At 60.8% G+C, this 26149-nt stretch carries 22 protein-coding genes and 1 pseudogene; 7 read left to right on the forward strand and 16 right to left on the reverse strand.

All coding sequences use genetic code 11. From position 1 onward, the window contains the following. Nucleotides 1-63: 63 nt before the first annotated feature. Nucleotides 64-321, reverse strand: coding sequence for an NAD(P)-binding protein (locus tag J2Y41_RS06515; RefSeq protein ID WP_309927457.1), 258 nt, complete (start codon nt 319-321; stop codon nt 64-66). Between the two features lie 259 nt (nt 322-580). On the opposite strand from J2Y41_RS06515, the gene J2Y41_RS06520 reads away from it, so the two are divergent. The 3 genes from J2Y41_RS06520 to J2Y41_RS06530 all read left to right on the forward strand — a co-directional run bounded on the left by J2Y41_RS06520 (nt 581) and on the right by J2Y41_RS06530 (nt 7540). After that, nucleotides 581-5986 carry a DUF3320 domain-containing protein gene (locus tag J2Y41_RS06520; protein WP_309927303.1) on the forward strand — a complete coding sequence of 1802 codons (5406 nt, stop codon included), beginning with the start codon at nt 581-583 and terminating at the stop codon, nt 5984-5986. 365 nt (nt 5987-6351) lie between these two features. Next, the gene (locus tag J2Y41_RS06525; RefSeq protein WP_309927305.1) at nt 6352-6750 is read left to right on the forward strand and encodes a hypothetical protein; all 399 of its coding nucleotides are present in this window, start codon (nt 6352-6354) and stop codon (nt 6748-6750) included. A 175-nt stretch (nt 6751-6925) separates the two neighbouring features. Further along, entirely contained in the window at nt 6926-7540 is a 615-nt protein-coding gene (locus J2Y41_RS06530; protein WP_309927308.1) for a dihydrofolate reductase family protein, read from the forward strand. 38 nt (nt 7541-7578) lie between these two features. Here the strand turns inward: J2Y41_RS06530 and J2Y41_RS06535 are convergent, their stop codons facing one another. The 3 genes from J2Y41_RS06535 to J2Y41_RS06545 all read right to left on the reverse strand — a co-directional run bounded on the left by J2Y41_RS06535 (nt 7579) and on the right by J2Y41_RS06545 (nt 9893). Further along, nucleotides 7579-8679 carry a CU044_5270 family protein gene (locus J2Y41_RS06535; RefSeq protein ID WP_309927311.1) on the reverse strand — a complete coding sequence of 367 codons (1101 nt, stop codon included), beginning with the start codon at nt 8677-8679 and terminating at the stop codon, nt 7579-7581. Beyond that, on the reverse strand, nt 8676-9350 hold the full coding sequence (locus J2Y41_RS06540; RefSeq protein WP_309927314.1) for an RNA polymerase sigma factor: 675 nt from the start codon (nt 9348-9350) through the stop codon (nt 8676-8678). The genes J2Y41_RS06535 and J2Y41_RS06540 overlap by 4 nt, the downstream gene beginning before the upstream one ends. An 87-nt stretch (nt 9351-9437) precedes the next feature. Further along, the gene (locus J2Y41_RS06545; protein ID WP_309927316.1) at nt 9438-9893 is read right to left on the reverse strand and encodes a hypothetical protein; all 456 of its coding nucleotides are present in this window, start codon (nt 9891-9893) and stop codon (nt 9438-9440) included. A gap of 247 nt (nt 9894-10140) precedes the next feature. Here J2Y41_RS06545 and J2Y41_RS06550 point away from each other — a divergent pair, with 247 nt between their 5' ends. The 3 genes from J2Y41_RS06550 (at nt 10141) to J2Y41_RS06560 (ending at nt 13497) form a co-directional block, all read left to right on the forward strand. Continuing rightward, a complete protein-coding gene (locus J2Y41_RS06550) occupies nt 10141-11532 on the forward strand; it encodes an APC family permease (protein ID WP_309927318.1) in 1392 nt (463 codons plus the stop codon). 164 nt (nt 11533-11696) lie between these two features. Continuing rightward, nucleotides 11697-12311: a dihydrofolate reductase family protein gene (locus J2Y41_RS06555; RefSeq protein ID WP_309927320.1), complete on the forward strand. Its 615-nt coding sequence runs from the start codon at nt 11697-11699 to the stop codon at nt 12309-12311. Between the two features lie 337 nt (nt 12312-12648). After that, nucleotides 12649-13497 carry an alpha/beta fold hydrolase gene (locus J2Y41_RS06560; protein ID WP_309927322.1) on the forward strand — a complete coding sequence of 283 codons (849 nt, stop codon included), beginning with the start codon at nt 12649-12651 and terminating at the stop codon, nt 13495-13497. A 315-nt stretch (nt 13498-13812) separates the two neighbouring features. On the opposite strand, the gene J2Y41_RS06565 is transcribed toward J2Y41_RS06560, so the two are convergent. From J2Y41_RS06565 to J2Y41_RS06595, 7 genes are all read right to left on the reverse strand, one after another. After that, a complete protein-coding gene (locus J2Y41_RS06565; RefSeq protein ID WP_224091397.1) occupies nt 13813-14226 on the reverse strand; it encodes a hypothetical protein in 414 nt (137 codons plus the stop codon). Nucleotides 14227-14272: 46 nt separating this feature from the next. Further along, complete coding sequence (locus tag J2Y41_RS06570; RefSeq protein WP_309927327.1) at nt 14273-14761, reverse strand: hypothetical protein; 489 nt, start codon at nt 14759-14761, stop codon at nt 14273-14275. Between the two features lie 234 nt (nt 14762-14995). Further along, the gene (locus tag J2Y41_RS06575) at nt 14996-15316 is read right to left on the reverse strand and encodes a hypothetical protein (protein ID WP_309927329.1); all 321 of its coding nucleotides are present in this window, start codon (nt 15314-15316) and stop codon (nt 14996-14998) included. Between the two features lie 695 nt (nt 15317-16011). Continuing rightward, on the reverse strand, nt 16012-17256 hold the full coding sequence (locus tag J2Y41_RS06580) for an NAD(P)/FAD-dependent oxidoreductase (protein ID WP_224091403.1): 1245 nt from the start codon (nt 17254-17256) through the stop codon (nt 16012-16014). Continuing rightward, complete coding sequence (locus J2Y41_RS06585; protein WP_309927333.1) at nt 17246-18019, reverse strand: alpha/beta hydrolase; 774 nt, start codon at nt 18017-18019, stop codon at nt 17246-17248. The genes J2Y41_RS06580 and J2Y41_RS06585 overlap by 11 nt, the downstream gene beginning before the upstream one ends. A 56-nt stretch (nt 18020-18075) precedes the next feature. Further along, nucleotides 18076-18939 (reverse strand): SDR family NAD(P)-dependent oxidoreductase, encoded by an 864-nt coding sequence (locus tag J2Y41_RS06590; protein WP_309927335.1) that lies wholly within the window; start codon nt 18937-18939, stop codon nt 18076-18078. 67 nt (nt 18940-19006) lie between these two features. Further along, a complete protein-coding gene (locus J2Y41_RS06595) occupies nt 19007-19372 on the reverse strand; it encodes a TfoX/Sxy family protein (protein WP_224091411.1) in 366 nt (121 codons plus the stop codon). Nucleotides 19373-19726: 354 nt separating this feature from the next. Here J2Y41_RS06595 and J2Y41_RS06600 point away from each other — a divergent pair, with 354 nt between their 5' ends. Continuing rightward, the gene (locus J2Y41_RS06600; RefSeq protein ID WP_224093962.1) at nt 19727-19873 is read left to right on the forward strand and encodes a hypothetical protein; all 147 of its coding nucleotides are present in this window, start codon (nt 19727-19729) and stop codon (nt 19871-19873) included. A gap of 182 nt (nt 19874-20055) precedes the next feature. Here J2Y41_RS06600 and J2Y41_RS23105 read toward each other — a convergent pair. The 5 genes and pseudogenes from J2Y41_RS23105 to J2Y41_RS06615 all read right to left on the reverse strand — a co-directional run. Further along, nucleotides 20056-20325 (reverse strand): annotated as a pseudogene (locus tag J2Y41_RS23105) (EamA family transporter); the annotation flags it as partial. Nucleotides 20326-20609: 284 nt separating this feature from the next. Continuing rightward, on the reverse strand, nt 20610-21146 hold the full coding sequence (locus J2Y41_RS06605; protein ID WP_224091413.1) for a hypothetical protein: 537 nt from the start codon (nt 21144-21146) through the stop codon (nt 20610-20612). Further along, complete coding sequence (locus J2Y41_RS23110) at nt 21143-21412, reverse strand: DUF1778 domain-containing protein (RefSeq protein ID WP_224091415.1); 270 nt, start codon at nt 21410-21412, stop codon at nt 21143-21145. The genes J2Y41_RS06605 and J2Y41_RS23110 overlap by 4 nt, the downstream gene beginning before the upstream one ends. Beyond that, nucleotides 21385-22686: a Wadjet anti-phage system protein JetD domain-containing protein gene (locus J2Y41_RS06610; RefSeq protein ID WP_309927339.1), complete on the reverse strand. Its 1302-nt coding sequence runs from the start codon at nt 22684-22686 to the stop codon at nt 21385-21387. Before J2Y41_RS06610 ends, J2Y41_RS23110 begins: the two co-directional genes overlap by 28 nt. A 43-nt stretch (nt 22687-22729) precedes the next feature. Next, nucleotides 22730-26149 (reverse strand): ATP-binding protein, encoded by a 3420-nt coding sequence (locus J2Y41_RS06615; protein WP_309927342.1) that lies wholly within the window; start codon nt 26147-26149, stop codon nt 22730-22732.

Below are 26149 nucleotides of genomic sequence, written 5' to 3' on the forward strand. Positions count from 1 at the left end.
CTCATCGGTCACCGATAGGTGGGCGACGTCGACGCCGGTGTGGACAGGCGCGCGCTGATGTCCTCAGCGTAGCGTCGGAACAGGTTCACGATTGCGTTGCGGGGGAGAATGGCCTTGGGTCGTCACCGGTGTAGGGCATGCCGGGAGGTCGAGCGTGAAGTTGGGGGTGTTCATGAAAAACTCATCCCAGCGGTCCTGGTAGCCGCCGCCGAGGGAATCGCGCCGCTCGAGGAGCTGGTGGTCAATGCCCGCCTGGGTAAGCCAGTAGCTGGGGGCGAGACCGGCCTGGCCGGCGCCGATGATCGCGGTATCCGGGTAGATCCCATGAAACGAAGACTAGGCTCGGGGGCATTTGGGGATGGGTTTGGAAATGCTTTTAGCCTTCTGCTGACAGGAAGACTTCCGCGATTTCGGCGCTGGTTTGTTCCCTGATCTCGACGGGGGCTATCGCTGGTGCCAGTGGACGTTCAGGGCGGTTCGCGCCTGTGAATATGATCTGGGGCCTTAGGGTGGTACGTGCGACGCGCGCGCGATGAGAAAGGCGCTCGCGATCAGGAAGAAAAGATCGAGAAGAGGCAATATGACCCAGCGGAACGAGCATCGGGCGGCGCTCAAAGTGTGGCGTGACGGGCTGGTTGGGCTGACCCGACAAAGCTCTCTCATCAAGTTCCGTGCCCCAAAGGCTTCCTCGCTTCTTCTTGACTCACCGTCGCCGGACGAGATTTTGGCTCGCCTCCAGTCGGGCAAGCCGCACGCGTTCCGCGGCGAACTCAACCCGGTAGATACAGACGCGGCGAAGCCAGTGCCTCTGGGCGCCTTCTTTCACTCCCCCCGGCCCGATGGTGAGGTCGGACCGGTGGTTCGCAACCTTATGCGGAAGGCTTCAGCAGAGTTCCTCGATCGAGGCCTTTCGGTGTTGTACATGGCGTTCGGCTTACTCGACTGGCGCGACGTCGATGACACCCCAATGGTCTCGCCGCTCCTACTTGTGCCTGTGCAGCTTTTGCCAGAGGGTCCGAAGGGCACGCCGCGGATCACTGAGGGCGAAGACGAACCGGTACTCAACCCGGCGCTGAGCCTTCGCCTAAAGGAGTTCGGAATCGAGTTTCCATGTGCCGAAGACATCGACGGGCTGTCAGTTTCGGAGACGCTCGCAGCGATACGGGAAGCGTTAGAGAAGAACAAATCGTTCACAGGCTGGTCTCTGCGCGAGATCACCTACTTGGCAACCTTTTCGTTTGCGAAAGAAGCCATGTTCAAAGACCTCCTCGACAACGAAGCCAAAATACTCGAGCATCCGATCGTCCGGGCTATTGCCACTTCAGATCCCAGCCAGCAGTCTCCGGAGTTTCAATTCGACCCAATTGATCACTTCGACGTTGACAGACTGGCCCCGCCAGAGGTGACACCCCTCGTGCTTGACGCGGACTCCTCGCAGCGGGCTGCCGTCGCTGCCGCCTTGGCAGGCAAGACATTCGTCATGGACGGACCTCCTGGCACTGGTAAATCGCAGACCATCGCTAACATGATCGGTGCGCTGCTACACGCCGGCAGGACAGTACTTTTCGTGTCGGAGAAGATCGCGGCACTCGATGTGGTGCGCAACCGCCTCGCCGCAGCTGGCCTCGACTCGTACCTTCTCGAGCTACATTCACACAAGTCGAGCCGCAAGGAAGTGGCGACGGAGCTCCTCAAGACGCTGGACAGCGTGGCCAAGCCTCCCGCGGCGATGACGAGGCTCGCCCGGCAGGGCGTGATAGAGCGCCGAGAGCAGCTCAATGATTACGCGGCAGCAATGAATGAAGTCCGGACTCCGCTCAACATGTCGCTGCACCAAGTGCTGGGCGTGTACGCGAACCTCTCGACCGTAGCCATGGCGCCTGTCCCGGAAAGGGCCCCGACTGACCTCACCGAGGCAGAATACCTTCAGATCCAAGAGGTGCTCGCGAAACTGGTTCGTGCATGGCGACCTGCCGCGCAAGGTGAGTCATTCCTTTGGAGAGAAGTTATCGACGATCAGTCACTCGAAGTTCGGCTCTACCAAGCCGAATCTGCGCTCGAGGAGCTGAGCGGCACGGTCGCGCTTAACTCCGCGCTGGTCGATGCGTTCAATCTCACGAAGCCGTCCGACACACCACGACTGGTCGAGCTCATTGAGCACCAGCATCGGCCGCACCCCAGCGCCGTTATGGAGCAATGGCTGACCGCCGACTCCACGGAGTCGTTGACATCTATCCGCGCCGACCTCGGCCGTCAGCTGGCTCATCTTAATGACGCTGAAGAGAGGGTCATTCAATCTGTCGGGGTTCCGTGGACAGCCCTGCCAGTACCCGAGGCCGTGCCAGCCAGCCCAGCCCCGATCTCGGTATCCCCATTTCCTGTGGATCTGGAAACTGTCTCGGGTTCCGATCTGACCGCAACCGCGGACCTCTTCGAGTCTCAGGCGAATCTGCTTGGCGAACGGACCCTGGCCTTGTCCTCTCTCGCCACCAGCCTTGGACTCCCGCCGGTCACTATGTTCGATGATGTAAACCGAATGATCCGAATTATCGACTTGCACAAGCAAGGCACTCGACCGGTTCGACGATGGTTTTCCCCTAGTGGCTTGGCGGAGGCTCGTGCGGCCGCAACCGCTCTCCGGGAGCACATCATTGCTCTGAACGGCGCTGAGGCCAAGGCATCTTCGGTATTCACCCCTGAAGCCCTGGAGGCGCCGCTGGCTGAACTGAAAGACCGGTTCACTAATCTGCATAAGGGCCTGCGGAAGCTGTCCGGCAATTACCGCACGGACAAGAAAACCGTCGCTGGCTTGCTAACTAAGGCCACCGATGTGAAGGATGGCATCGGTCGCCTCTCGGACGCAATCGCGTGGGGCGAGACAAGCAAGAACTTTGACCACTTTGCCCTGATCCATGCAGAGACCTTCGGGGCACATTGGGCAGGACGAGAAACCAACTTTGAGTCACTCTCTGCCGCTTTCAGCGTCGTTGAGGAAGTTCTCACCCTCACCGACCACAACGTGCCTGCGCCGCTCCTCAATTACCTGACCACCAGCGAAACCCATCACGCCCATCAGGCCGTTGCCGACGCCACCCGCGCCGACATTGACGAGTGGAAGCGCGGACTTCAGCCTAGTCCAGCGCTGACTGGGCGCCCTGAGCTCATCCTTGAACCCATCGGCCACGCAGTCGACTGGCTCCGTGGCCACGTCGGTCCTATGCGACAGGCTGCGGCCCGTGTCAGCGCCGTAGGGAGCATCACAGGCAAAAGCCACTCTATTGCCCAGGTTAACGAACTTCTAGAGCTCGTCGAGAATGCCAGGCACGCGACTGAGGCGTTGCATGCTGCAGCGCCCGACTACCGGGCCATGCTCGGCGTTTACTTCAACTTCCGTGAATCCGACATTGAAACCCTCGACGAGGCAATCGATTGGACGCTCGAGCTCAGATCCCTCGCCACTGGGCCTCTGACGCCTGGGCAGGTGAAGACCCTCGGCGAATCCATCCCTGTCAGCACTATGGGAACTGCGTACGAAAAGTGGATGCAGACCCAAGACCGCTTGATTCAGGCCTTCGCTACAAGCCGTCACAGCGAGCTCACTGAGGAGTTCGATGACTTCCATAACGCCTTGGAACTGATAGCCGCCTTACGCGCTGACACAGTCGGTCAGCAGGAATGGTTCGACTACCAACGCGCCTACAGAGAGCTGGCCTTGCGGGATCTCGACACCGCCGTCGATTTCTGTATTGAACAGCGGCTCACGGAGCACGACGTCCCCAACGTGGTCAAGCGGGCTCTCCTCCGCGGCTGGTCCGACGCAGTTATCCAAGGCGACGAGCGTCTCCGGCCTCTGCTGGCAACGGATCGTGAAGCGCTCGTCGATGAGTACCGCACCTTGGATCGCGACCTTATTAGGGCTTCAACTGCCGACATCATTTTCGCCGCCAATACCCGCCGCCCAGTGAACACAACCATGGGGGAGCCTGCTGTCATTCGTCGCGAAGGAGGCAAGCAGAAGAAGCACAGGCCAGTGCGCGAGCTCATGTCGATGACCCGCAACGTCACCCCTAGCATCAAGCCGGTCTTCATGATGTCACCACTGGCGGTATCGCAGTACCTGCCCTCTGATATGGAGTTCGACGTCGTTATCTTCGACGAGGCCTCGCAAGTCACTCCCGGGGACGCCATCAATTGCATCTACCGAGGTAAATCCCTAATTCTCGCCGGTGATGACAAGCAGCTGCCACCCACCTCGTTCTTTGAGCGAATTGCGGACGACGACGATGAGGACGAAACCGATGTAAAGGATTTCCAGTCCGTCCTCGAGCTTGCCAAAGCCTCCGGCGCGTTCAACAACCTCGGCTTGCGCTGGCATTACCGGTCACGCCATGAAGACCTCATTGCCTTCTCCAACTACAAGTTCTACGAAGGCAAGCTTGTCACATTCCCCTCTGCCCATGCCGAAGGCGATGACGTCGGCATCGAGTTCTTCCACGCCCACGGCATGTACCGGCGCGGCGGCGGAGCCTACAACCCCGTCGAAGCGGCCAAGGTTGCCGAACGCGTAATTGAGCACTTCACAAAGCGTCCCGACCTCACGCTTGGCGTCGTTACCTTTTCCGTCGCCCAAGCCGACGCAGTCCAGGATGCCATAGACGAGGCCCGTACCCATCGGCGGGACCTCGATCGATTCTTCGATACAGAAGACCGCCTTAACGGCTTCTTCATTCGGGCTTTGGAACAGGTGCAAGGTGACGAGCGAGACGTGATCATCTTCTCCGTCGGTTATGGACCCGATGAAGCAGGCAAGGTCTCGACGAATTTCGGTGCGCTGAACAAAGACAAGGGTTGGCGTCGCCTCAACGTGGGAATTACGCGAGCTCGGCAACGCGTCGAGGTAGTGGCCTCAATGCACGCAGGACAAATTCCACCCTCGGCCAATGAGAACGTCGAGTACTTCCGCGCTTACCTCGATTACGCCGAAAAGGGGCCACAAACCCTCGCGATCCCGTACTCATCCACCGGTCTCGAGCCGGAATCACCGTTTGAGGAATCTGTCATCGCGGCCCTTCAGAGCTGGGGCCACACGGTCGAACCGCAGGTTGGGGCAGCGGGTTTCCGTATCGACATAGGCATACGCCATCCGGCCTACCCTGGCATGTTTGCCTTGGGCGTCGAATGCGACGGCTACCAGTACCACTCAGCTCCATCCGCTCGCGATCGCGACCGACTCCGCGACCAAGTCCTCACCGGCCTCGGCTGGCGACTTCACCGTATCTGGGGTACGGCCTGGTACCGCGACCGTGCCACCGAGGAGCAGCGCCTGCGCGCTGCTGTACAGGAAGCCATCGACGCTCCCCTCGGGCGCCGGACCAAGAAGGCGCCAGCAATCGATCGACCCATAGTCGAGACGGAACAGGCAGACACGTCGGCGTTCCCGACTTGGACGACACCTTACCGACTCGCACCGGTGCGGGCTTTGCCTCGATGGGTGGATCCTGGCGAGTCCGGTAGCCACCTGCACATGGTCGAAGCCATCCAGACGCTCGTCGAACACGAGGCCCCACTCCACCTTGACGTCGCCTACGAGCGTCTTAGGGACTGGTGGAACGTCGGTCGCATTGGTGTAAACATCCGCAGCAACATCCACCGCGCCATGCAACGAGCACAGGTTGTCCTCGACGGTGACTTCCTGATGGTCCCCGGGGGTGATGTCACGTCGGTTCGTACTCCCGCCGGAAAGGTCGCTCGCAAGGTCGAGCAGGTGCACCTTGAAGAACTCGCCATCGCGGCGGTGCATACCGTCCGCGACGTTGGAGCGATCACCCGGGCGGAGGTTGTCCAAGGCGTGGCTCGCGTGTTCGGTTGGACCAGAACGGGATCTTCCGTCGAGCGGCGCATCGGCGAGGCTATTGACCGCCTCGTCAGTAATGGCGAAGTCGTTTGTACTGGCGAAGACACCTTGACTTTGGGGAGGGCGCTCTAAGAGCCACCTCTATCATATAGACGCCCGCCCACTCGACCGACGCTGGCACTAGGACCGCACTTCGGGAGGCGTTGGAGCCATAACCGGGGCACATATAGTGGCAATACGAAGCGCGACCAACAAACGCATCAACCCAGTGATTTAGCCTGCGTAACCGGTAGCGGCTATGGCCAGGGTCTCGCACTTATTCAGTCGACACTCAGTTAGCGTTCTTTTCGGCTGTCGCCTCACCCTAGACCGAGAATCCTGGCTTTCTCCCTTTCAAACTCTTCTGAAGTAAGAACCGCATGTTCTTTGAGTTCTCCCAGCTTTTCCAAAATCTCGCGCCTGGAGCCTGGCACTAATCTGACGACCAGGATGGGTGTGTGTTATGGATCGCTGACCGGTCTCACGCATCATCCACTCCATGGCCGCAGCGGCGTGTTCCCGCCACCTTTGGGAAGGCTTCATGCGTCTCGCTGCTGGCCTTCGTGCTCGACCTGTTGACCATCTCCTCGCTCATCAGCTTCGGAGCGCTGGTCGCGTTCTCCATCGTCAACCTGTCGGTCATCAAGCACTACTACTTTGACCAGAAGGACCGCGGCACCAGGGGAGTGATTTACAACCTGATACTGCCGGGAATCGGCTTTGCGCTAACTATCTGGCTGTGGACGAGCCTGAGCGGATTGTCCTTCACGTTTGGGCTCGCATGGGCTGGAGTGGGCCTCGTCTACCTCGCCATCCTCACCCGCGGCTTCCGGCGGCCAGCACCGCAGCTTGATTGAGGGAAACGTAGAGGGCTTCCTAACTCTGCCCCATGGTCGGCGACGGTGACAGCGCAAGGTGCTGTCGCCGTCGTCGATGTTGTCCGGATGACCATTGCCTCTCGGGGGTTCGTGTGGAAGCCTCGACATGATCCTGTCGCCGGGGTGACGACGGGCAGCAGGGAAGGAACCCGACATGGGACTGATCCATATTGACCTGTTCACCACGCTCGACGGCGTCGCTCAGGCGCCCGGTGGCCCTGAGGAAGATCCGGAAGGCGGTTTCGAGTTCGGCGGCTGGCAGGCGCCTCTGATTGATGATGTGGTGGGCGAACAGATCGAATCCGGGATGGTAGGGATGGACGCGCTGCTGCTCGGGCGCCGGACCTACGACATCTTCGCTTCGTACTGGCCACACCAGGACAATCGAATCGCGCGGTTGTTCAACCGCATACCGAAGTACGTGGCCTCGCGTCAGTCGCTGAACCTTGAGTGGGATGGCTCCTCACAGCTCGGTCCCGACGTGGCGGCTTCCCTGCACGAGCTGCGCGGCAAGCACGAGAACATTCACGTGATCGGCAGCCTGGACTTTGTGCAGACACTGTTCGCGGAGCGGCTCTTCGACCGGCTCAATCTGTGGGTGTATCCAATCCTTCTGGGCCGTGGGAAGAAAGTCTTCGCCGATGGTGTCATACCGACGAACCTTCAACTCATTGAGCCGGTGGTTGCCTCGCCAAAGGGTGCCGTGATGCAGCGGTACGCCCTGGTTGAGGGGACGCCTGGGGTGGGGGACATGACCGAAATTGGCTAAGGCTCCGCTCATGCGCCCCACCCAGGACCGGGTAACAGTCAATCGATAGAGTCTACGACTGATGTTCGGACGGAAGTCCAAGCTGTGGTGGTGCCCGCGGGGACGATTGAGTTTCCTGTTTCGTTGACCGCGCGCATGCCGATGAATAGCCCGCTCGCCGGGTCAAAGATGACGTCCGTGCGCACCCCGTCCTCGGTTCTGCCGACGGCTGTCCCGGAGCGGCCATCCAATGTGATCTGTTGTTCCGTGACGATGGCGCCGGGAACCAGGGCCGCAGCCCGGTAGAGCGCCGCCCTCCACTCGGCCGGCACGACTCCGGTGGCCAGTTGACCTGCAATGAAGCTCCAAACGCTGGCGTCGGTGCCTTTGATCTCGGCCTTGATCCAATCCACCAAAGCCGCAGGTTCCCTCGGAATGGTCGCTTCCTCCGTTGGGCTCAGATTCCCAAATGTCACGGAATTCGCGCTGAAAACGACGGTGCCTCCCAGACCGCGTAGTTGTCGACCGGGCTCAGGGCTTTGGAGCCCTTTGGATCTATAGTAGTTTTCGACCTTTTCCTCGGTGGCGGCGCCGAAGTACTCTGCTGGCTCAAGAGGACCAAGATTCAGAACCCATTCACCGTTCCGGTCGTACGGAACAAAGAGTTGGTTGTCTGAGCGCGCGGTCCACATGAGACCGTTTTCGGAGGCATTGATTGTTGATTCGGCCGTATCGAGCCTTAAGTACTGCCCCGGACCAACCGCAGGATCCGTCGTTGCGATGACGGAGTCGGCGGCCCTGTTCAACAGCTCAGCAGCATGAGCCGTTGACGGAATGGTGTTTCCTCCAAAATGAATTACGTCCGATGCGACGAGACCACCAGCCAGCACCGCTGCCGCTCCGGAGACAAGGATTGTCCTCCGGATTATCCTCTTCGGCTGCGAGAGCTTTTGCGCTTGGGCTTCGCCGTTGCTTTCGCCGCGTGAGGCGGAACTTCCATGTTGGGCGTCGGCCCCGAGGGGCTGCAGTGTTCTGGCCCGTATCCCGGTGATTTCTAGCCAGTTACGAGCGGACCGGGATGTCCGGTTCGCTTCCTCGACGAGAAGGGTCTGGACGCGGTTTTTGGTGTCCTTCGGATAAGTCACTTCAGACAGGTTCATGACAGTCTCGTTTCAACGATTTTCGTGTCGGTTTGTTCGATGCGCTCTTTTGGCCTTCTGAAGGCGGTCAGCTTAACTCGGGCGCGGTGAAGTCTTGACTTCACCGTCCCGGCGCGGATGCCTAGTGTTGTTGCAGCTTCGTCCTGACCGATTCCGTTCAGTAGACACAGGATCACTACGTCGCGTTCGCCGTCGCTTAGTCCCGCCGTCGTGGCCAGCAAGTCTCGGACGGAACGTTCGGCGTCGAGCCTCGAAGCGATCGCTTCCGCATGGTCGGCTTCGTGTTCCCCATGACGTGAATCCGAGTGCGGCAGCCTGGCAAGAAAAGCGGCATGCCGTTTGGCTGCCCTGGCACGGTTGCGGTTCGCGTTTGTTGCGACCCCAAGAAGCCAAGGCAAGACACTGTCTCGTTCCAGTTTGAGCCTGTCCCGTTGCCGCCATGCCTCTAGAAAGGTGATTGAAGCGAGTTCTTCGGCATCATGCCAGGAACCGCAACGGCTCAGGCAGTACCGGAAGACCGCATCCGCATGCCGGTCGAATAGGGCACCGAATGCGTCAGCGTTGCCTGCGACGCACTCTTGCCACAGGTCTTGATCGGATTCCCCCGTTTGCCTCATGCCTTGTAGTGTCCGCAGCTCCGCAAATGGTTCCCGGAAAGCCAGGTCTTCCAAGTTAGGCCATTTTGCCCGCCACGTACTCCGCGTCCAGCCCCACGCCGCCGAGGATCGACGAGTAGGGCCGCGTTAGCCACGGAAGCCTCACCGCGCATAGACCGGGCCTTTCGCTGACGCTCGCCGTGTGCGCTGGATAGCCCCATTCGTCCAGCGCGAGGATGTCGATGAAGGACGAGTCGAGTTTGTATCCGGTGGCCCAGAGGATTGGCGTGATGTTCGCCTGGGCGAGTTCAGCCGGGCCGGCTCCGAGGGCAGCCAGTGGTCCTCCGGTGTTGGAGGCTGCTCCTCTGCGTTGATGCCCGTGGCTGCGATGTAGGCGTCGATGGCTTTCCGCATGCGTTGGTTGAAGCTGGACTCGACTGTTGCGAGGCGTTCGGGGAGGCCGTCGCTGAAGGTGACGTCGCCGTCGTCGACGTTTTCCGTGCGGACATACAGGTGCATGCCGCGGCGGCCGAGTTCGCGGAGGTGGATGTCGTGGCCGCCCTCGGTGCCGGAGAGCGCGGCCGCGGCCATGGCCTTCGAGATCTGTGTGCCCGGCACCGCGATAGGGATTGTTGCAAAGCCCGACTGGTCCGTCACTCCTTCACATATTGACTGTGAGCCGGCTCACCGCCACAATAAATGAACGCTATTCATTTCTAGCATGGTGCTCGGGCCCTTAACCGTAGAGCTCGAGCCAATCCAGCACCTCAGGATCGCGGGAACCCCGCAGGTCCAGTCGCAGCTAGGAAGTTTCGGCAAGGCCGAAGCTTCGTTAGTAACCCCAGCATGACGACTTAGGATCCCCATGACCCCCACATTTGAAACAGATACACCGGCAGGCGAGAAGCCTGTGGGGCCAACTTCCGCTCAGACCGTAAACCAGGGTTGGCGCCGCGTTCTCGGTGTTCCGTCGCTGGTGTTGCTGGGCTTGGTTTACATGGTGCCCCTGACGATCTTCAGCACCTACGGCATCGTCGTGGAACTCACGGGTGGGCGACTATCGGCAGCCTACGCCGTGACGCTCGTGGTCATGCTGTTCACGGCACGCTCGTATGGTCGGATGTCGCAGGCGTTCCCGTTCGGTGGTTCCGCCTACACGTATGCGACGCGGTCGTTCGGCGCCGGCTTGGGATTCATGGCCGGCTGGTCGCTCCTGCTCGACTACCTGTTGCTGCCGATGATCAACTACCTGCTCATCGGCATCTATATGGAAGCAGCGTTCCCAGCCATTCCAGCCTGGGCGTTCATGATCGTCTCCATCGCCGCGGTGACGGTACTGAACGTCCTCGGAATCACGGCGATCGCGAAGGCGAATTTCGTGGTGGTGGGACTCCAAGCGCTCTTCATAGTTCTATTCGTCGCACTGGGACTCTCATCCATCACGGGCACCGGCAACCTGGACTTGATGGCTCCCTTCACCGGAGCCGAGAGTGCCGAAGGTCTCTCACCGATCTTCGCCGGCTCCGCCATCCTCTGCCTTTCTTACCTCGGGTTCGACGCCGTCTCCACCTTCGCCGAGGAAACAAGGGACCCGAAGCGCAACCTGCCCAAGGCCATCATGCTGACCACCATCCTGGCCGGCGTCATCTTCCTCGGTCTGGCTTACATCAGCCACCTGGTTCTTCCGGTCAGCAGCTTCAACGATGTGGACTCCGCTGCCATCGAGGTCATCGGCAAGGCAGGTGGGGAGCTGCTCGTCGCCTTCTTCACGGCTGCCTATGTCGCGGGCAGCCTCGGATCGGCGCTCACCTCGCAGGCTTCGGTCTCACGCATCATCCACTCCATGGGCCGCAGCGGCGTGTTCCCGCCAGCTTTGGGAAGGCTTCATGCTCGGTTCCAAACGCCCGTTCTTCCGATTCTGATCACATCGGGCGTCTCACTGCTTGCCTTCGTGCTCGACCTGTTGACCATCTCCTCGCTCATCAGCTTCGGAGCGCTGGTCGCGTTCTCCATCGTCAACCTGTCGGTCATCAAGCACTACTACTTTGACCGGAAGGATCGCGGCACCAGGGGAGTGATTTACAACCTGATACTGCCGGGAATCGGCTTTGCGCTAACTATCTGGTTGTGGACGAGCCTGAGTGGATTGTCCTTTACCTTTGGGCTCGCTTGGGCTGGCGTGGGCCTCGTCTACCTCGCCATCCTCACGCGCGGGTTCCGGCGGCCGGCACCGCAGCTTGATTTGAAGGAAGCGTAGAGGGCTTCCGTAACTCAGCCCCATGGTCGGCGACGGTGACAGCGCAAGGTGCTGTCGCCGTCGTCGTTCTTCTCTGGTGACCATTGCCTCTCGGGGGTTCGTGTGGAAGCCTCGACATGATCCTGTCGCCGGGGTGACGACGGGCAGCAGGGAAGGAACCCGACATGGGACTGATCCATATTGACTTGTTCACCACGCTGGACGGCGTCGCGCAGGCGCCCGGTGGCCCTGAGGAAGATCCGGAGGGCGGTTTCGAGTTCGGCGGGTGGCAGGCGCCTCTGTTCGACGATGCCGTTGGCGAACAGGTCGAATCCGGGATGATTGGAATGGATGCACTGCTGCTCGGGCGCCGGACCTACGACATCTTCGCTTCGTACTGGCCACACCAGGACAATGGAATCGCTCGGTTGTTCAACCGGATTCCGAAGTACGTGGCCTCGCGTCAGTCGCTAAGCCTTGAGTGGGATGGTTCCTCCCAGCTTGGTCCTGACGTGGCGGCTTCCTTGCGCGAGCTGCGGGGCAAGCACGAGAACATTCACGTGATCGGCAGCCTGGACTTTGTGCAGACCCTGTTCTCGGAGCGGCTCTTCGACCGGCTCAATCTGTGGGTGTATCCAATCCTTCTGGGCCGGGGGAAGAAGGTGTTCGCCGATGGAGTGGTTCCGACGAACCTTCAACTCATTGAGCCCGTGATCGCGTCACCGAAGGGTGCGGTGATGCAGCGGTACGCCCTGGTTGAGGGGACGCCTGGGGTGGGGGACATGACCGAAATCGGCTAAGGCTCTGCTCATGTGGCCCACCCATGAGGAGAGCTGGGCTCGCCTTTGGACCATCATGATGCTGGGAGGCCTGGCAGCCTATGCAACGGCCTTTGCTGCCTTGATCTTGGTCCGCCGAGGCCGGTGCTAATGACTTCTACTGGACCCTGGTCCGCTGCTGATTACTGCGCCCGCCTAGTGAAGATCGACTTACGAGCGCTTGTGCGGCAAGCCCGGTCCGTGCGGGTGCACGTTTTCTCAATATCTTCGCACCCTATTGCAACCCGCCGGTAAGTTACTGCAAAGTAACTAGGAATGCCGCGGACATAGGAGTTCGCGGCCAAGAGAAAGGCAGGCCATGCGCCGATTCCGACTCACTGCCGTCCTCGCCGCTGCGGCGCTCACCATTGGACTCTTCGCCGCACCCGCGGCTCAGGCCGACTCGATCTCGCCGGACCCTCCCGGAGCCAATGACTGGACGTGCAAGCCTTCGAGCGTGCATCCATATCCGGTGGTCCTCGTCCCGGGGACGTTCGAGACAATGTACAAGAACTGGGCGCTGCTTTCACCAGTGCTCAAGGACCAGGGGTACTGCGTCTTCGCGCTCAACTACGGGGTGGCCAACGGTGTCCCCGCCAGCGGGGCAATTCGGAACTCCGCAGCTGAGCTTGCGACGTTCGTGAAATCAGTTCTCGGTGCGACGGGTGCGAAGAAGGTCGATCTGGTCGGGCACAGCCAAGGCGGGATGATGCCGCGGTACTACATCGGCTTCCTCGGCGGCGCCAAGTATGTGCACCACCTCGTCGGCATTGCGCCGTCGAGCCATGGCACTCAAGGTCTCATCGCTCCGTCGCCCGCGGGGATGATTCTCGACACGACCGCAACGAGCACCCTGTGCCAGGCCTGCGCGGACCAGCATGCCGGGTCGGCGTTCATGGCCGAGCTCAACTCGATCGGCGACACCGTACCCGGCCCGTCCTACACCGTCATCTCGACCCGTTACGACGAGGTCGTTACCCCTTACACGAGCCAGGCTCTTGTTGGGCCGGGGAAGCAAGTGTCCAACCTTGTGCTCCAGGACTACTGCCCTCTCGACACTTTCGAACACGATCAATCTCCTAACGATCCGAACGTGTGGTCCCTCGTCTCCAACGCGCTCCTCCAAAGCGGCCCCGCGGATCCAACGTATCGCCCGCAGTGCGTGTAGCGGGCAATATCCCACCTCGTATTATTGGTCCCCACCGATAGGACCGCAGATTTGCCCCACCCACAATCGATGTTGGTGGTGTCCCATTCCTTCGAACCAGGACAGTCCAACCTTGGGGACACTTCCCCAAGGTTGTGGCTTGGTCCCACCTATTGAGTTTGTGATCGTTCGGTATCGCACCGGGCGCACGTAAGACGATCCTTGAACGGGCACCCGGTTCTCCGAAGGTTGGGGGACACCTGGCAAATGGTCTCATCCTGGATCAGCCAGCTTCACGGCCATCTATTTCACAGTTGGTTGGGAAGGTGTCGGTACTTAAAGGTGACTAAGGATGGTCGAGATATAGGCAATCATGCACGAGTACCCGGTCATGTAGGTAAGTGTGTAGGGCCATTTCGTCTTCCGCTGTTGATCGTGGGGTTGTCCGCGGCGCCCGCTGTTGCTGGCAAATGCCATTCTCAAATCTGGAGCCCGCACGCGATAGAAGAACACGGAACCGAGAAGCAGCGCCGACGCAATGAATCCCAGCGCCGGTGTCCCAGAAAACTCGGTCGTCATGATTAACGCTATTCCCATCAGGGCGACTGCTACGTTGCCAAACACATTAATGACGCCAAGAATCCTGTCCATAGGTGATCCCGGCCTCAAGGAGGGGAAACGGTATTTTCCCCAGTAGGCACCAGTTAAACCGAACAGAGCCACGAAAGTGAATATCAGGATTTTGTTCACTTGCAATCGTTTCTCCTGTAGTTGAAAGCATCATTTATCTGGCCGGCTATAGGTAGTCGAAGTACCTGATCCACCAGCTCGGCTTGCTTGACAGGAACACCCAAGCGGTCACGCGGCCGTCGTAGGGCTCCCAAAGCGGCGCTTCCGCAACGAGGGTGTAGTCTCCCTCGTCGAGGCATTCATAGATGCGTGTGAGGTCACTCTCGTGAACAAGCGCATCGAACTCCTCTTGGTCATAAGCCCCCGGGTTCTCAAGCGCCAGGACGGCGAGATTGCCGAAGTTCGAGACCCGGACGACGAGGTTCCCTCTGGTAGCCGTTGCGTCGGCAGGAACGGTGACCTCGGCGTGATACGAGGCGTCCTCGATATTCCGATCCGTCTCGCACGTGGTCTGAAAAGCGGTGTTGAGCCGTGCGACGAGGCCGTCGAACTGTCGGCGCGCGGCTTTCCAGTCGAATCCTTGCGGCGCCTCCAGGTGCGCTGGATCGTCCAACTTGTACAGCAGAGCCCAGAGTTCCACGCCGTCGATCCGCACCCCGCCAGCCTAGCTCCTGTCCCACTCGGAACCCCATAAGGTGCAAGTCACGCGTACAAGGATTACCAAACTCGCCGCCAGCCGAAAGTTACTGGAGAGGCTCGCCGAAATCGTAGAGTCGGGTTCAGCACAGGCGGCACCCCATAAATGCGGGTGTCCGGCAAGGGATCGGCTATCGGGCACGTGCTGGAAATCCTTGCCGGCTTGTTGCCTAGTTGACGTTGTGTCGCGGTTTCAGCTCATGGGAAAGATGTCCACGTCCTGCGGGTAGGCATCCTTGGTGTGCGCGACGAATTCTTTCGCGAATCGGTGATTGATGATGGGTGCAAGCTCTTTCTGCTTCCGCCTTCCATAAATGGAACATGCCAGAGAAAGTGCAAAGGGAATGACCGAGACGGCCATCCAAGGAAGGCCCGAAAATCCTGGTGGCCCGAACATTGCCACACCAATGAGGATCCAGGTCACGAAGAGGAATACTGAAGCTAGAGTGCCGGCAGTTCTGGGTTTCCTCGCCTCCGGGAATGCGACGGTGAAGGCGGCCTTGCGTTCATTCATGAGCTCGCTCCCGGATCCAGGTGAATTTCCTAGCGTCAGACTAGTGCCGGGGAACGATGCCGCTTTCCCCAGGCTCAAGGGTGGCTCCCGTGTCGCTTCGGAGTGCGACCCTCAGGTACTCCCCACCGTCGACTCTCAGATGGGACCTATAGCGACCACTCAGATCGATAGCACCTCTACGGCCTCCTTCAGGGTTTGGCAGGAGGCTGATCTCGGCGCGAAGCGAATCCATACGACGAATTATCCACGTAGACGGACGACAGGCTGCGAAAAGAGCGATTAGGCCAGCAAGCTGCATATACCAATTGATCGATCTTTAACCCAGGGTCTGACGTCTCGGCTATGCCCGTAAGCCGGTCGATCATCGTGCCTATGGAACCAATTACACGTTCCGTGCTGTTGCTGGCTTGGATCACGTACATAAGACCGCACGATGAGATGCGCGATGATGGGGGGACTACTGCAACCGTGTTCGTTATGTATGGCTGGAATGAAAATCGGCGCGTCTTAACGAGCGATCAGGATCTCACCGCACAGCGTCGTTTGACCCAACGTTCTGCGAAGACCGGAACATGAGCTGCCCGGTCCAACTCAGGCCGGTAGCGCGCTGAACACCAAGGCCCCTCGTGCAACGACAGAGCTGCGGGCAGGTCGGTTACTTCTGTCCGGCGGGCCCGGTGCAGTCGGCTATTTGTTCACCCGGCAACTTTGCCCGCCACGTACTCCGCGTCCAGCCCCACACCGCCGAGGATCGACGAGTAGTGCCGTGTCAGCCAGGGAAGCCCTACGGCGTACAGGCCGGGCTGTTCGGTGACGCCTGACGTGTGCTTTGGGTAGCCCCATTCGTCCAGGACGGGGATGTCGATGAAGGACAGGTCGAGTTTGTATCCGGTGGCCCACAGGACTGACGTGATGTTTGCCTGGGCCAGGTTCAACCTCGCTGGCTCAGCGGGCAGCCAGTCATCCGAGGGCAAGGGGGACTGCCCTGGAGCATCAATCCCCGCCGCTGCAATGTAGGCGTCGATGGCCTTCCGCATTCGTTGGTTGAAGCTGGATTCGACTGTTGCGAGGCGTTCGGGAAGGTCGTCGCTGAAGGTGATGTCGCCGTCGTCGACGTTCTCCAGGCGGCCGTGCAGGTGCAAGCCGCGGCGACCGAGTTCGCGGAGGTGGATATCATGGCCACCTTCGGTGCCGGAGAGCAGTGGGTTGCAGGCGAAGCGGGCGGCGGGGGAGGGGAGTGCCTCGCGGGTGAGGGCGTTGATGCCGTAGTCGGGGCCGTGTTTGGCGGTTTCGAGCATCCAGTAGATGAGGTCGTGGCCGCGGTATCGGCGGGGTGCTTCGGGGCAGGTGGAGACGGCAAGGTGGACTTCGCGGCCGGCGTCGTGCAGTTCCTCGGCGATCTGACCGCCGGACTGGCCTGTTCCGACGATGAGGACGGCGCCGTCGGGCAGCTGGTTCGGATTGCGGTAGTCGTGCGTGTGGAGCTGGACGATCTCCTTGGAAAGGCCGGCGGCCACGGCCGGGACCTTGGGAACCTGGTACGCGCCGGTTGCCAACACCACCTTGCGGGCCTTCATGTGCCCGAGCGACGATTCAATACTGAATCCGCCGTCGGGGGAAGTGGCCAGCCGCGTTACGTCCACGCCCGTGTGGACGGGAGCGCCGATCACCTCCGCGTATCGCCTAAAGAGGTTGACCACAGCGTTGCGGGGAATGAAGGCCTCGGGATCGTCGCCGGAGTACGGCATGCCGGGCAGGTCCAGGCTGAAGTTCGGCGTGTTCATGTAGAACCCGTCCCAGCGATCCTGGAACGCGCCACCCAAGGAATCCCGACGCTCCAATATCCGATGCTCGACGCCGGACTGCGTGAGCCAGTAGCTCGTCGCGAGTCCCGCCTGCCCTGCGCCGATGATGACCGTGTCTATTGGATTAGTCGGCATTGTTGCTGCCCTCGGCTCGTTGCCAATGCTCGCGCAACATGCCCGCGAGCCGCCCGGGTTCAATCCGGTGCGGGGGATCGAAGTGGTGGCGTTCCTCAAACACCTCCACACGGTACTCCCGGAACACAGTGGACAGGCGGTCGGCGATGTCACCGTACTGGTCCGGATTGCTCAGGCCGCCCAGAACGTACAGCACGGGACGTTCAAAAGAAGCCAGGCGCTCGCGGTCCAGGTGATAGTTCCGGAAATCCTTCAGGAACGCCCTGATTCCGGCAGGCCGCTTGGCCATCCACGGCGGCGGGTCACCCGCCGGCGGAGGCGGCAGGACGACGTCGGGCCTCACCGACAGCCTCATGAACTCCGGCATGAACTGCTCCGGAGGCAGCGACTCGAGCGCGCCCAGCTGCTCCCAGAAGCGGGCGTGGGCCTGGCTCCAGCCCCAGTCTCCCGCCCATGCGGGTTCCAACAGTGTGAGGCTAAGCAGGCGCTCGGGATACTTGGCAGCGAAGGCGAGGGCCGCGGCCCCGCCGCCCGAATAGCCCACGAGGTGGAACATGTCCCATTGTTTGGCGCCTGCCTCCCGCAGGACGCCGTCGACTTCGGTGTCGAGCGTCCAGTCCGACGGCGGTTGGTCGCCCTCATAGAGATCCAGGTCCTTGGCCACGGCGTCGACGTCCGGCCCCAAGGCCTCAAGCAGCGCACCATAGGCGGGCCCCGCAGGAAGGACACTGCCCGGAAGGAGGACCACTCGAATGGGTTCCATGGCTGCACTGTACGCCTGGAGATGCGGCTTCGGGAGGGCTGTTCAGGGGCGGAATGTCACAGGATCTTGGCCAGGCGGGTGCACTCTTCCCACAGCCGCTTCCGCGCCGCCGGATCAGAGCCCATGCCGGGCGTCGGCAGTTCCTTGCGTTTCGCCCAGAGCTTCCCGGACACAGCGGCAGTTTCTGGAGCGGTGGCCAGCCAGACGGGGGTATCGGCAGCTTTCTCAGCAGTCGCGCCGAAGGTGTTCGTCATCCAGCGGAAAGGTCCGCCAACGTCCTGGAGTAGCGCCGTGTGCTTTACCAGGCCCGGGTGCACGGCGTTCACCACCACGTTGGATCCGCGAAGGCGCTCCGCGAATTCCTGCGTCAACAGGACCCGACCGAGCATTGTTGGGGGAGTGGCGCGAAGGTAACTGTAACTGCCCTTGGCGGTTTGCAGATCGTCGAAGTCGATCTTGGTGGTGGACGGGCCTCCCGAATACTTGGAGGCGATGTTAACGATCCTCGAAGTCCGCGCCCCATCTGCGCCGGCGCCGCGCTTGAGCGCGTCCAGGAGCAGGTTCGTCAGCAGGAAGTAGCCCATCACATTCGTGGCGAACGTGAGCTCAAGCCCATCCGGGGTCACGTGACGCTCCTTGCGGAATACTCCAGCCGCGTTGATCAGCACGTCCAACTTGTCGTGGCGCGACAGGAACCCGTCTACTGCCGACCGGATCGAGGCCTGGCTTGAGAGGTCGCAAGCGAGCGGTTCGAGAACCGCGTTCGGTTCTTTGGCCCGGATATCGCGGATGGCATCTTCTGCCCGCGCTGCTGAACGTCCAACCACGACGACGGACGCTCCTTCGCGTGCAAGTGCAGTGGCGATGGCCTTACCCAGGCCGCCCGTGGCCCCGGTCACGAGCGCTGTTCGTCCATTCATCGAGGGCATAGCTTGATCTCAGCACTTATTGGCTGGTTTGGCGAGGGTCCGTCGAGCTGAAGAGGTCCTAGTTTTTGGAGCCCTTTTTCTTGGGTGCCTTCGGCGGCAGGGCTGCAACATGGTCAAAGGCCTTGGCCACCCAAGGCTCGGCCTGCGCGGCGTCCTCGTTCCACGCTTCGGGCAGACCAACATAACCGCCCATGGGGCGTTCTTCGGGGCCGAAAGGTTGAGTCTCGTGATCCGACTCGAGCTCGGCCTTGTCGGCCTCGGAAAGGCGGACGCCGATAGTAGGCCCGAACAGACCGGCGAACATGTTGCCATTCACGAAAGCGCCGAGGTTGCCGAACATTGGTTTGACGACGACGTCGGGATGGTCGGGCAGCACTGAACGGAAACGTTCCTTGTCGGCATCCGACGGCTTGGGCATCTGCATTGCTCGTCCTCCTGGTTTAGGCGTGAGAAGAGATCCGTCTGCAGCTTACGGCCCGGGCGGTTCGATAGTCACCATCTGGTGGATTGGACGGCAGACGCGATTTGGCTCTGCGGCGGGGATGCCAATGTTCGTTAGCTCTTCACGTGGTTATCGGGGGCCCGTTTTGTGTCTGCCCAGATGGCCAGAACGGCGCATCCGGTAAGAATAATCAACCCCGTGAATTGACGGAGATTCAGAAGTTGATGAAGGGCCACGGCCCCGACAGCCGATGCTAAGGCCGGATCCAAGGCCGAGATCATCGCGAATGGGAGAGGCCGCAGACGCGCCATTGCAAACAATTCCAAGGAAAACGGAATGATCATCGTCAAAACCGCTACGGCGATTGCCCCGGACGTGAACGGAACCATGGTTGGGGGAACTGACGATGGGGACATGAGCTGGGCCGCTACGACAACCGGCAAGGCAATCCAAAGGGCCTTGGACAGCATCACCAACGGGTGAGTTCCGGGTGGCATGTCGGTCCCGAGCTTGATGTAGATGCTCAGGAGGACGCCCGTCAGTAGGGCCCACAATGCCCCAGCAAGGCTTGAGCCTCCGCTGTAATCGGCAATAAGACCTAGCCCGAGCATGGCTCCAACCGCTGGCAGCTTGGTCCGAGGGGACCGTGAACGCAAACAGCCCACGATGAGTGGGACCAGGAACTCTATGGAAACAGCCAGTGACAGCGTGATGTGGGAAATTGCCTGGTAGAAGGAAACCTGCATTAAGCCCAACACAATGCCATACGCCGCGACCTGCCTTGGGCGAGAGCGAGGGCGAGGAGCTATCGAAGACCCATTGAGCAGGAGTGCTGGCAGAAGCAGCAGCGCACCGATGCCCACCCTTAGTGTCGTCGCCATGCTGGGGCCCATGGCTTCGATCAGTCCAACGGCCAATCCATTGCCCACTTGCATGGAGGACAAGCTGACCACGACCGCCAGCAAACCCGCCCGAGTGCGATTCGACCGCAACACGGCGTACTTAGAGCCTCCGTGCCGGGCGCGAGATGCTGTTGAACGGCAGTAGTCCGAGCTTGGTTCCGCTGGCTCCGTGTTCGTTGTCCATCTAAATGTCCCGCCTCAGCTTTCGCGTTTATCCCTTCATCAGGTGTCTGCTGGGGGCGAAACGTGACGGCCGTGACTGGATTCGTTGTGTTGGCGGGCGGTTTAGCCGTTGGGAGAAGGCGAGATCTAGAAGATCAGGCGACGGCGTTCATCAGGTACTTCCGGGCGGTCGAGACTTTCATGTACAGGCGTAGATCGTCAGCGCCCGTCGCTGTGAAGCCATGACGCGTGTACCACCCGACCAGACCTGGGTTATCAGCATCAACGACGATAACTTGCCCTCCTCCGACGGCTGCGGCTTCAACCAGGGTCTCTAATGCCACGCGCAGTAGCTGTGAACCCCATCGTTTCTCCTTGTCGCCCCGAAGCGTGATGTCGAGGGCGAGTTTGGCCAGGAGCCAGCCGGGAGTGTTTCGGAGCATATTACGTTGTACAGGTTTAGGCATGTCATCCCGGACGACAAGCGTTGGGCAGATGGCGAAGTACCCAGCTACGCGGCTGTCGTCAGTGGCTTTGTTCTCAAGGAGAAGGTAGACCATGCTTGCCCCCGAATCCATTGACTTCAATGCGTACTCGGTGAGCCACTCGTTGTAGCTTGCTTCACCGCAATCGAAGGCCCCCAGTTCGATGCCGGGGGCCAACTTCACAACGTCGTAGGTAGGTTCATTCATCGACGGATAAGTCTAGGGAGCCTGGAAAGCGCCTCAAGCCCTGCTGACTCGTCAGGAACATCCAGTGAAGCCATCATTGAGTCAAAAACTTCCGGAGCCATGAGGGTGACATCTGCGCGCGCGATGACCCGCTGTGCGGCTTGTCGGGCTGCGTCAGTTACAAACGCAGTCTTTGAAACATGGAGAAGCTCCGCGGCTTCAGCGATTAACCGGTCCGTGGATTCGTCAGTGCGCAACTCTAAGCGTCGCGATTTGGTGATTGCCAAGGTCTTACCTCCTTGCTCCAGTGTACGGCAAATGTACGGAAAGGTTTAGTGTTCATTCCACTCTCAAGCCTCTCCATCGCCCACTCCCAGCCAATCAGCTCCTGTTCCAGTCGCACGCCGTCGCCGTAGCTGCCCGTCTGCAAAGCCTCGTAGAGGCGGGCTTCTTCAGGAGTCAGCCTGCCCAGAGAAGCGCGGGACTGGGTTGCCTCCACGCTCCAAGCATCGCGATGTGCCAGCAGGGTCTTCTCGTCCATGAGCACGCTCGACACATGCGGATGGACGGAGCGGAGCTGATCCAGGATCCGGAAACCGTGCGTGTCCAGATCCCCCCAGTACAGAACGTCGCACTCCTGCAACCAGGAGGCCTCCCGCAGAGAGGAAAATCCATAGCCAGCACCAAAGATCGCCACTGTGTCCGGCCGCTCCGGAAGAGCCAAGAAGTTCACGAGGTTTTCGGTGATGATCACGTGAGTGACGGGCAGCCGAAGGGTCCGGAAGGCTGATGCTGTCACAGTGATGTCCCGGGCATCACCCAGCAACGGGATTGCCGGATCCAGAAGCCGGAAGCGCACTTGTTCCGGGGGATGGAGAAAGCCGTGGCGGACCGCGAAGCGTGCAGCCGGGGTTCGGGCGGCGGATCGTCCTAGCAAGGCCTCGCCGGCGTCAGAAACCGCGGGCACGTCCAGCAGCTCGTCCTCGCCTGAAGCGACGGGCGGTGCATCCTGGGCCTGGGAGCTCTGAAGCACCAATGCAATCTCGTCAATCGTCCGCCGATGCGTCTCGATGAACTTCGTGTGCACCCCGGGCAGGCTCAACTGCCGAACATGGATCCCCGGAGTGGGATGATCGCGGAGCCACAAAGCCACCCGCGCAGCAGTCAACGCTGCATCGCCCAACTCCAAGAGTGCGAGTGGTCGCTTCAGCGCCCACGCCTTCAACAAGGGATCAAGATCCACCAGTGAAGCAGTAAGAGTTCGGAACCGGGCTAACTCCCGCAATTTACCAACGAATCCAACCTCGTCCTCCACCGACGGAAACACAGCCACAGCGGGAAGGTGGTTTGAACCGATAGTGGTGCGGCCGACGTCGAGCGTTTCCAGACTGAACGGGCCTGCGGCGGCGAACAGCTCCGCAGCCCATTCACGGGCAGCCGAATAATTGTCGCGAAGCTCCGTGGCAGAGGGCCGCTTTAAAGCACGGCGCCGCGGATACGTGCCGGAGGGTTCAAGAGCCTCCCGCAACAGCTGTCCGCGGTCCCACGCAGTTAATGACATCGCTCGCAGCGAGGACAGCGACGTCCAGCGGGACCGCGCAGACTTACCCGGCACGCTTCTGCCGTTCTTCGCGGTACTCCGTGATGGTCATGTTCCGAAGCTGGGAGTCGTTCCCGTTGGTGTTGGCTACGAAGCCCACGTGCGCCACAAAAGGTTCGATGACGTTGATCTTCTGCAACGGTGTGACGATCAGCAACTGCAGCTTCATGCGTTGGAACAGCTCCATGCCATACCGTGCGGACTCGTCGGAGCCCCGGCCGAAGGCCTCGTCAATCACTACGAAACGGAAGCTTCTGCCCTTGCCGGCGCCGCCCGAAGCGCCCCGGGCAGCTCCCTTCCCAGCCGCCAACCCAAACTGGAACGCCAAGGCCGCCGCCAGGATCGTGTAGGCCAACTTCTCCTTCTGCCCACCGGACTTGCCGCCGGAGTCCGTGAAGTGTTCGAATTCTTCGCCGGTCTCCGTCCACCTCTCCGAGGCCGAAAAGGTAAACCAGTTCCGCACATCAGTGACCTTGGCCGTCCAGCGTTCGTCCAAGCTGCTGTAGCCCTCGCGACCCCGGAAGCGTTCGATCAGCCGCTCCACCTGGAGGTACTTCTGTTCCGAGTACTGATCGTCATCGCCGATGGTTCCTTCAGAGCAGGCTCGCAGGTCAATGCCGAACTGCCTCACATCAAGATCCGTGGAGCTCTGGTGCTCCAACTGGATGTGCCGGCCCGGGTTGTATTCGATCTCCGCCAATGATTGGTTGATCTCGCTGATCCGGTTCACGATGTCTTGCCGCCTGCTGTCCAGGAAAGCATTGAAAGCGACCACCTCGTGGATGGTGTTATGCGTCAGCGAGTCCTTGAATCGCGCCTCGAACCGGGGCAGGTCATCGCACTCCAGCTGTTCAAGGAGCCGGTTGAACTCATCCGCGGCTTCCAGGGTTGCATCTATGTCCGTGGTTTCGTTGGGGTACTTGCTGCGGAAGTCAGCCATGAGCCGCACGGTGGTGGCGGCAGCATTCGCGATGCGCTTGGTCAGCCCGTCAATCCTCGCCGTCAGCCCCGATCGAACGGAACTCTCAGCGGCACCCGTGTTCCGGTAGGTGAGTTCCTTGTCACCGAGTGCCGCTGCGGTGAGCTGGGCTACTGCCGCCAACACGCCGTCGTCGTCCGTTAGCGGTTGATCCGTCAGCGTCAGCCGGCATTCCTCAATAGCTGCCGCGATATCCCGCGCCGCATTCTCGTTGGCGCCGAGCCTCTGCTGGACCTTGTCCGACCGCTCTTGCAGCCGCTCAATGCGGCCGGAAACCTCCGACTCCTTCGCGGTGAGCTGCTGCAATACGCTGCTGCCCGACTGGAGCTCGAGCTTCTCGTCCTTCAGTTCCTGGACCTTGCGGGCGGTCAACTTCCAGCTGATCTCGGAAAACTCAGCCACGGACCCGACGTTGCCCAGCAACTGCCGCAACCGGCCCACGTCACCAAGAGACGTATCCACCTTCGCCAACTGGGTACCGACGCTGCGGTGCTTGCCATCGACGTCGTCGCGTTCGGCACGGATCCGGACAATTTTTTCGTGGTTGTCCCAGCCCAGCACGAAAGTGCGCCGGTCCATGAGACCCTTGCGGTCATCCTTCTCATGCCGGCCGCGGGTGCCCTTCAACTGCCCGTTGATGGTGAGCGCCTTGGGATACCTGCGGAAATCCTCCATGGTGTCGCAGCACATGTAGTCGAACCGCGTGCTGAGCTCATCCAGCAGAAAATCGCGGAACGGCGTGCCCTGCTTGATGGCGATCTTCGCCCCCAAGGTCCCCGGTGCAGGCGGCCGTGACGAGTACGAGTCACCCACCTTCCGGTAGACAAGCCTGCCCTTGAGATCGTTGGCGTCAACCCACGAGCTCACCGCAGCGTAGTGTTTCGCCGAAACCAACAGGGACAGCGCAAAGCCCCGCAGCGTCCGCTCAGCGGCACCTTCCCATTCGGCTTCGCCTTCGCGGACGCGCAGCAGCTCGGCCGCATAGGGGAGTGCGGACTCGGCAATGCCAGTGCCCTCGCAGATACGACGCCGAAGCTCCAGCTGCGGGCGCTCAAGCAACGTGGGCCGGGAACCAAGGCTCGCCAACTCGGCGTCGATGTTCTCCCTGCGCGCCGCCAGCTCGTTGAGTTCTGAATGGAAGGCGGTGCGGCGCTCCTGCAGCTCCGCCGCCCTGACCGCGAGGCTCTGTTCCACCTCGCCCAGCCGGGCCCGGTTCGCATCGAACAGAACCCGGTCTTCAGGAGCGTTCAACCCAAGCTCGACGGCGGCAGCTGAGTACTGCTCGAAACGCTTGCGTTGCGTCTGGGCCGTCTCTTCAAGCTGCGCGACTTCGGCGTCGATGGCGGCCAGCCTGCCGCCGCCACTGGTGCGTATATCCTCTTGGACGATTGCGAGTTCGTGGCGAAGCCGGGCCATGTCCGAGGCCAATTGGGTGCTGTCCTCGCGGAGCTTCTGACCTGTCTGCTCCAGCTCAGCCTGGTGTTCAAGGCTCAGCCTGAGCTGCTGGTCGGTGAACCATGGATGCAGCTGGTCACGTTGCTGGCGGGCCTGGTGTTCTTCCGAGCTCAGCTTCTGATGGGTGGCTGCGCTTTCCCGGATCGGCTTGAGCATCTCGATCTGGTCCTTTGCGCGGACCACGGCTTCATGTGCCTTCTTGAGATCGTCGAAATGGCTGATCAGCGTGGTGATCCGTGCCTCCACGTCATCGTCCTCCAACATGTTGGTGCGGACGAAGTGGGTGATGTTCTCCACCTGCTTCATGGAAACCGTGCGGTGGAACAAATCCATGGCCTGGTTGCCGCTGATGCCAAAGTGCCGCTTGAAGGCCGCAGCGTAAGGGTCGAAGGTATCGTGGACGCTCACCCCGGCCGCGCGGAGTTTCTTCTTCAGCTTGGCCGGATCCTGGCCGAAGTTGGAGAAGTCCTCGGCGATTGATTGCTCCGTCTCGGCCAGGGAATAGAAACGCGTGGGCTGGCCGGCTTCCTGCATGGTCCACAAGGTGATGCCCAGCGTGATCGTCTTGTCCACAACGTCGTTGTGGAAGACGCCAAGGACCACCGTGAGCGTGCCCGGCGCTCGCAGCGCAACAGGCTTGGAGTACTCGCCGCCCGTACTGCGGGTGCTCTTGTGGAAGCCCCTGACGTAGGACATCAGCGTGCGTTCACGCTTCTGGGCACCTGCGGCCTTGTTGTACTCAATCCGGTTGGCGGGGAGCAAAAGCGTGGTGATCGCATCCACCACCGTGGACTTACCCGAGCCGATGTCGCCTGTCAGCAGGCTGTTCGCCCCATCCAAACGGAACGTGCGCACGCCGCCGTGGAACGTGCCCCAGTTGAGCAGCTCCAAACGCTGCAGCCTGAACCCGGGCGGCAGAGCGCCGTCGTGCGCTTGTTCCTCCGCTGGTTCCTCCAGCGTGAAGAGGCTGTCCTGAACATCAGTGCTCAT

This window comes from Arthrobacter sp. 1088 (assembly GCF_031455315.1).
Classification (GTDB): Bacteria; Actinomycetota; Actinomycetes; order Actinomycetales; family Micrococcaceae; genus Arthrobacter.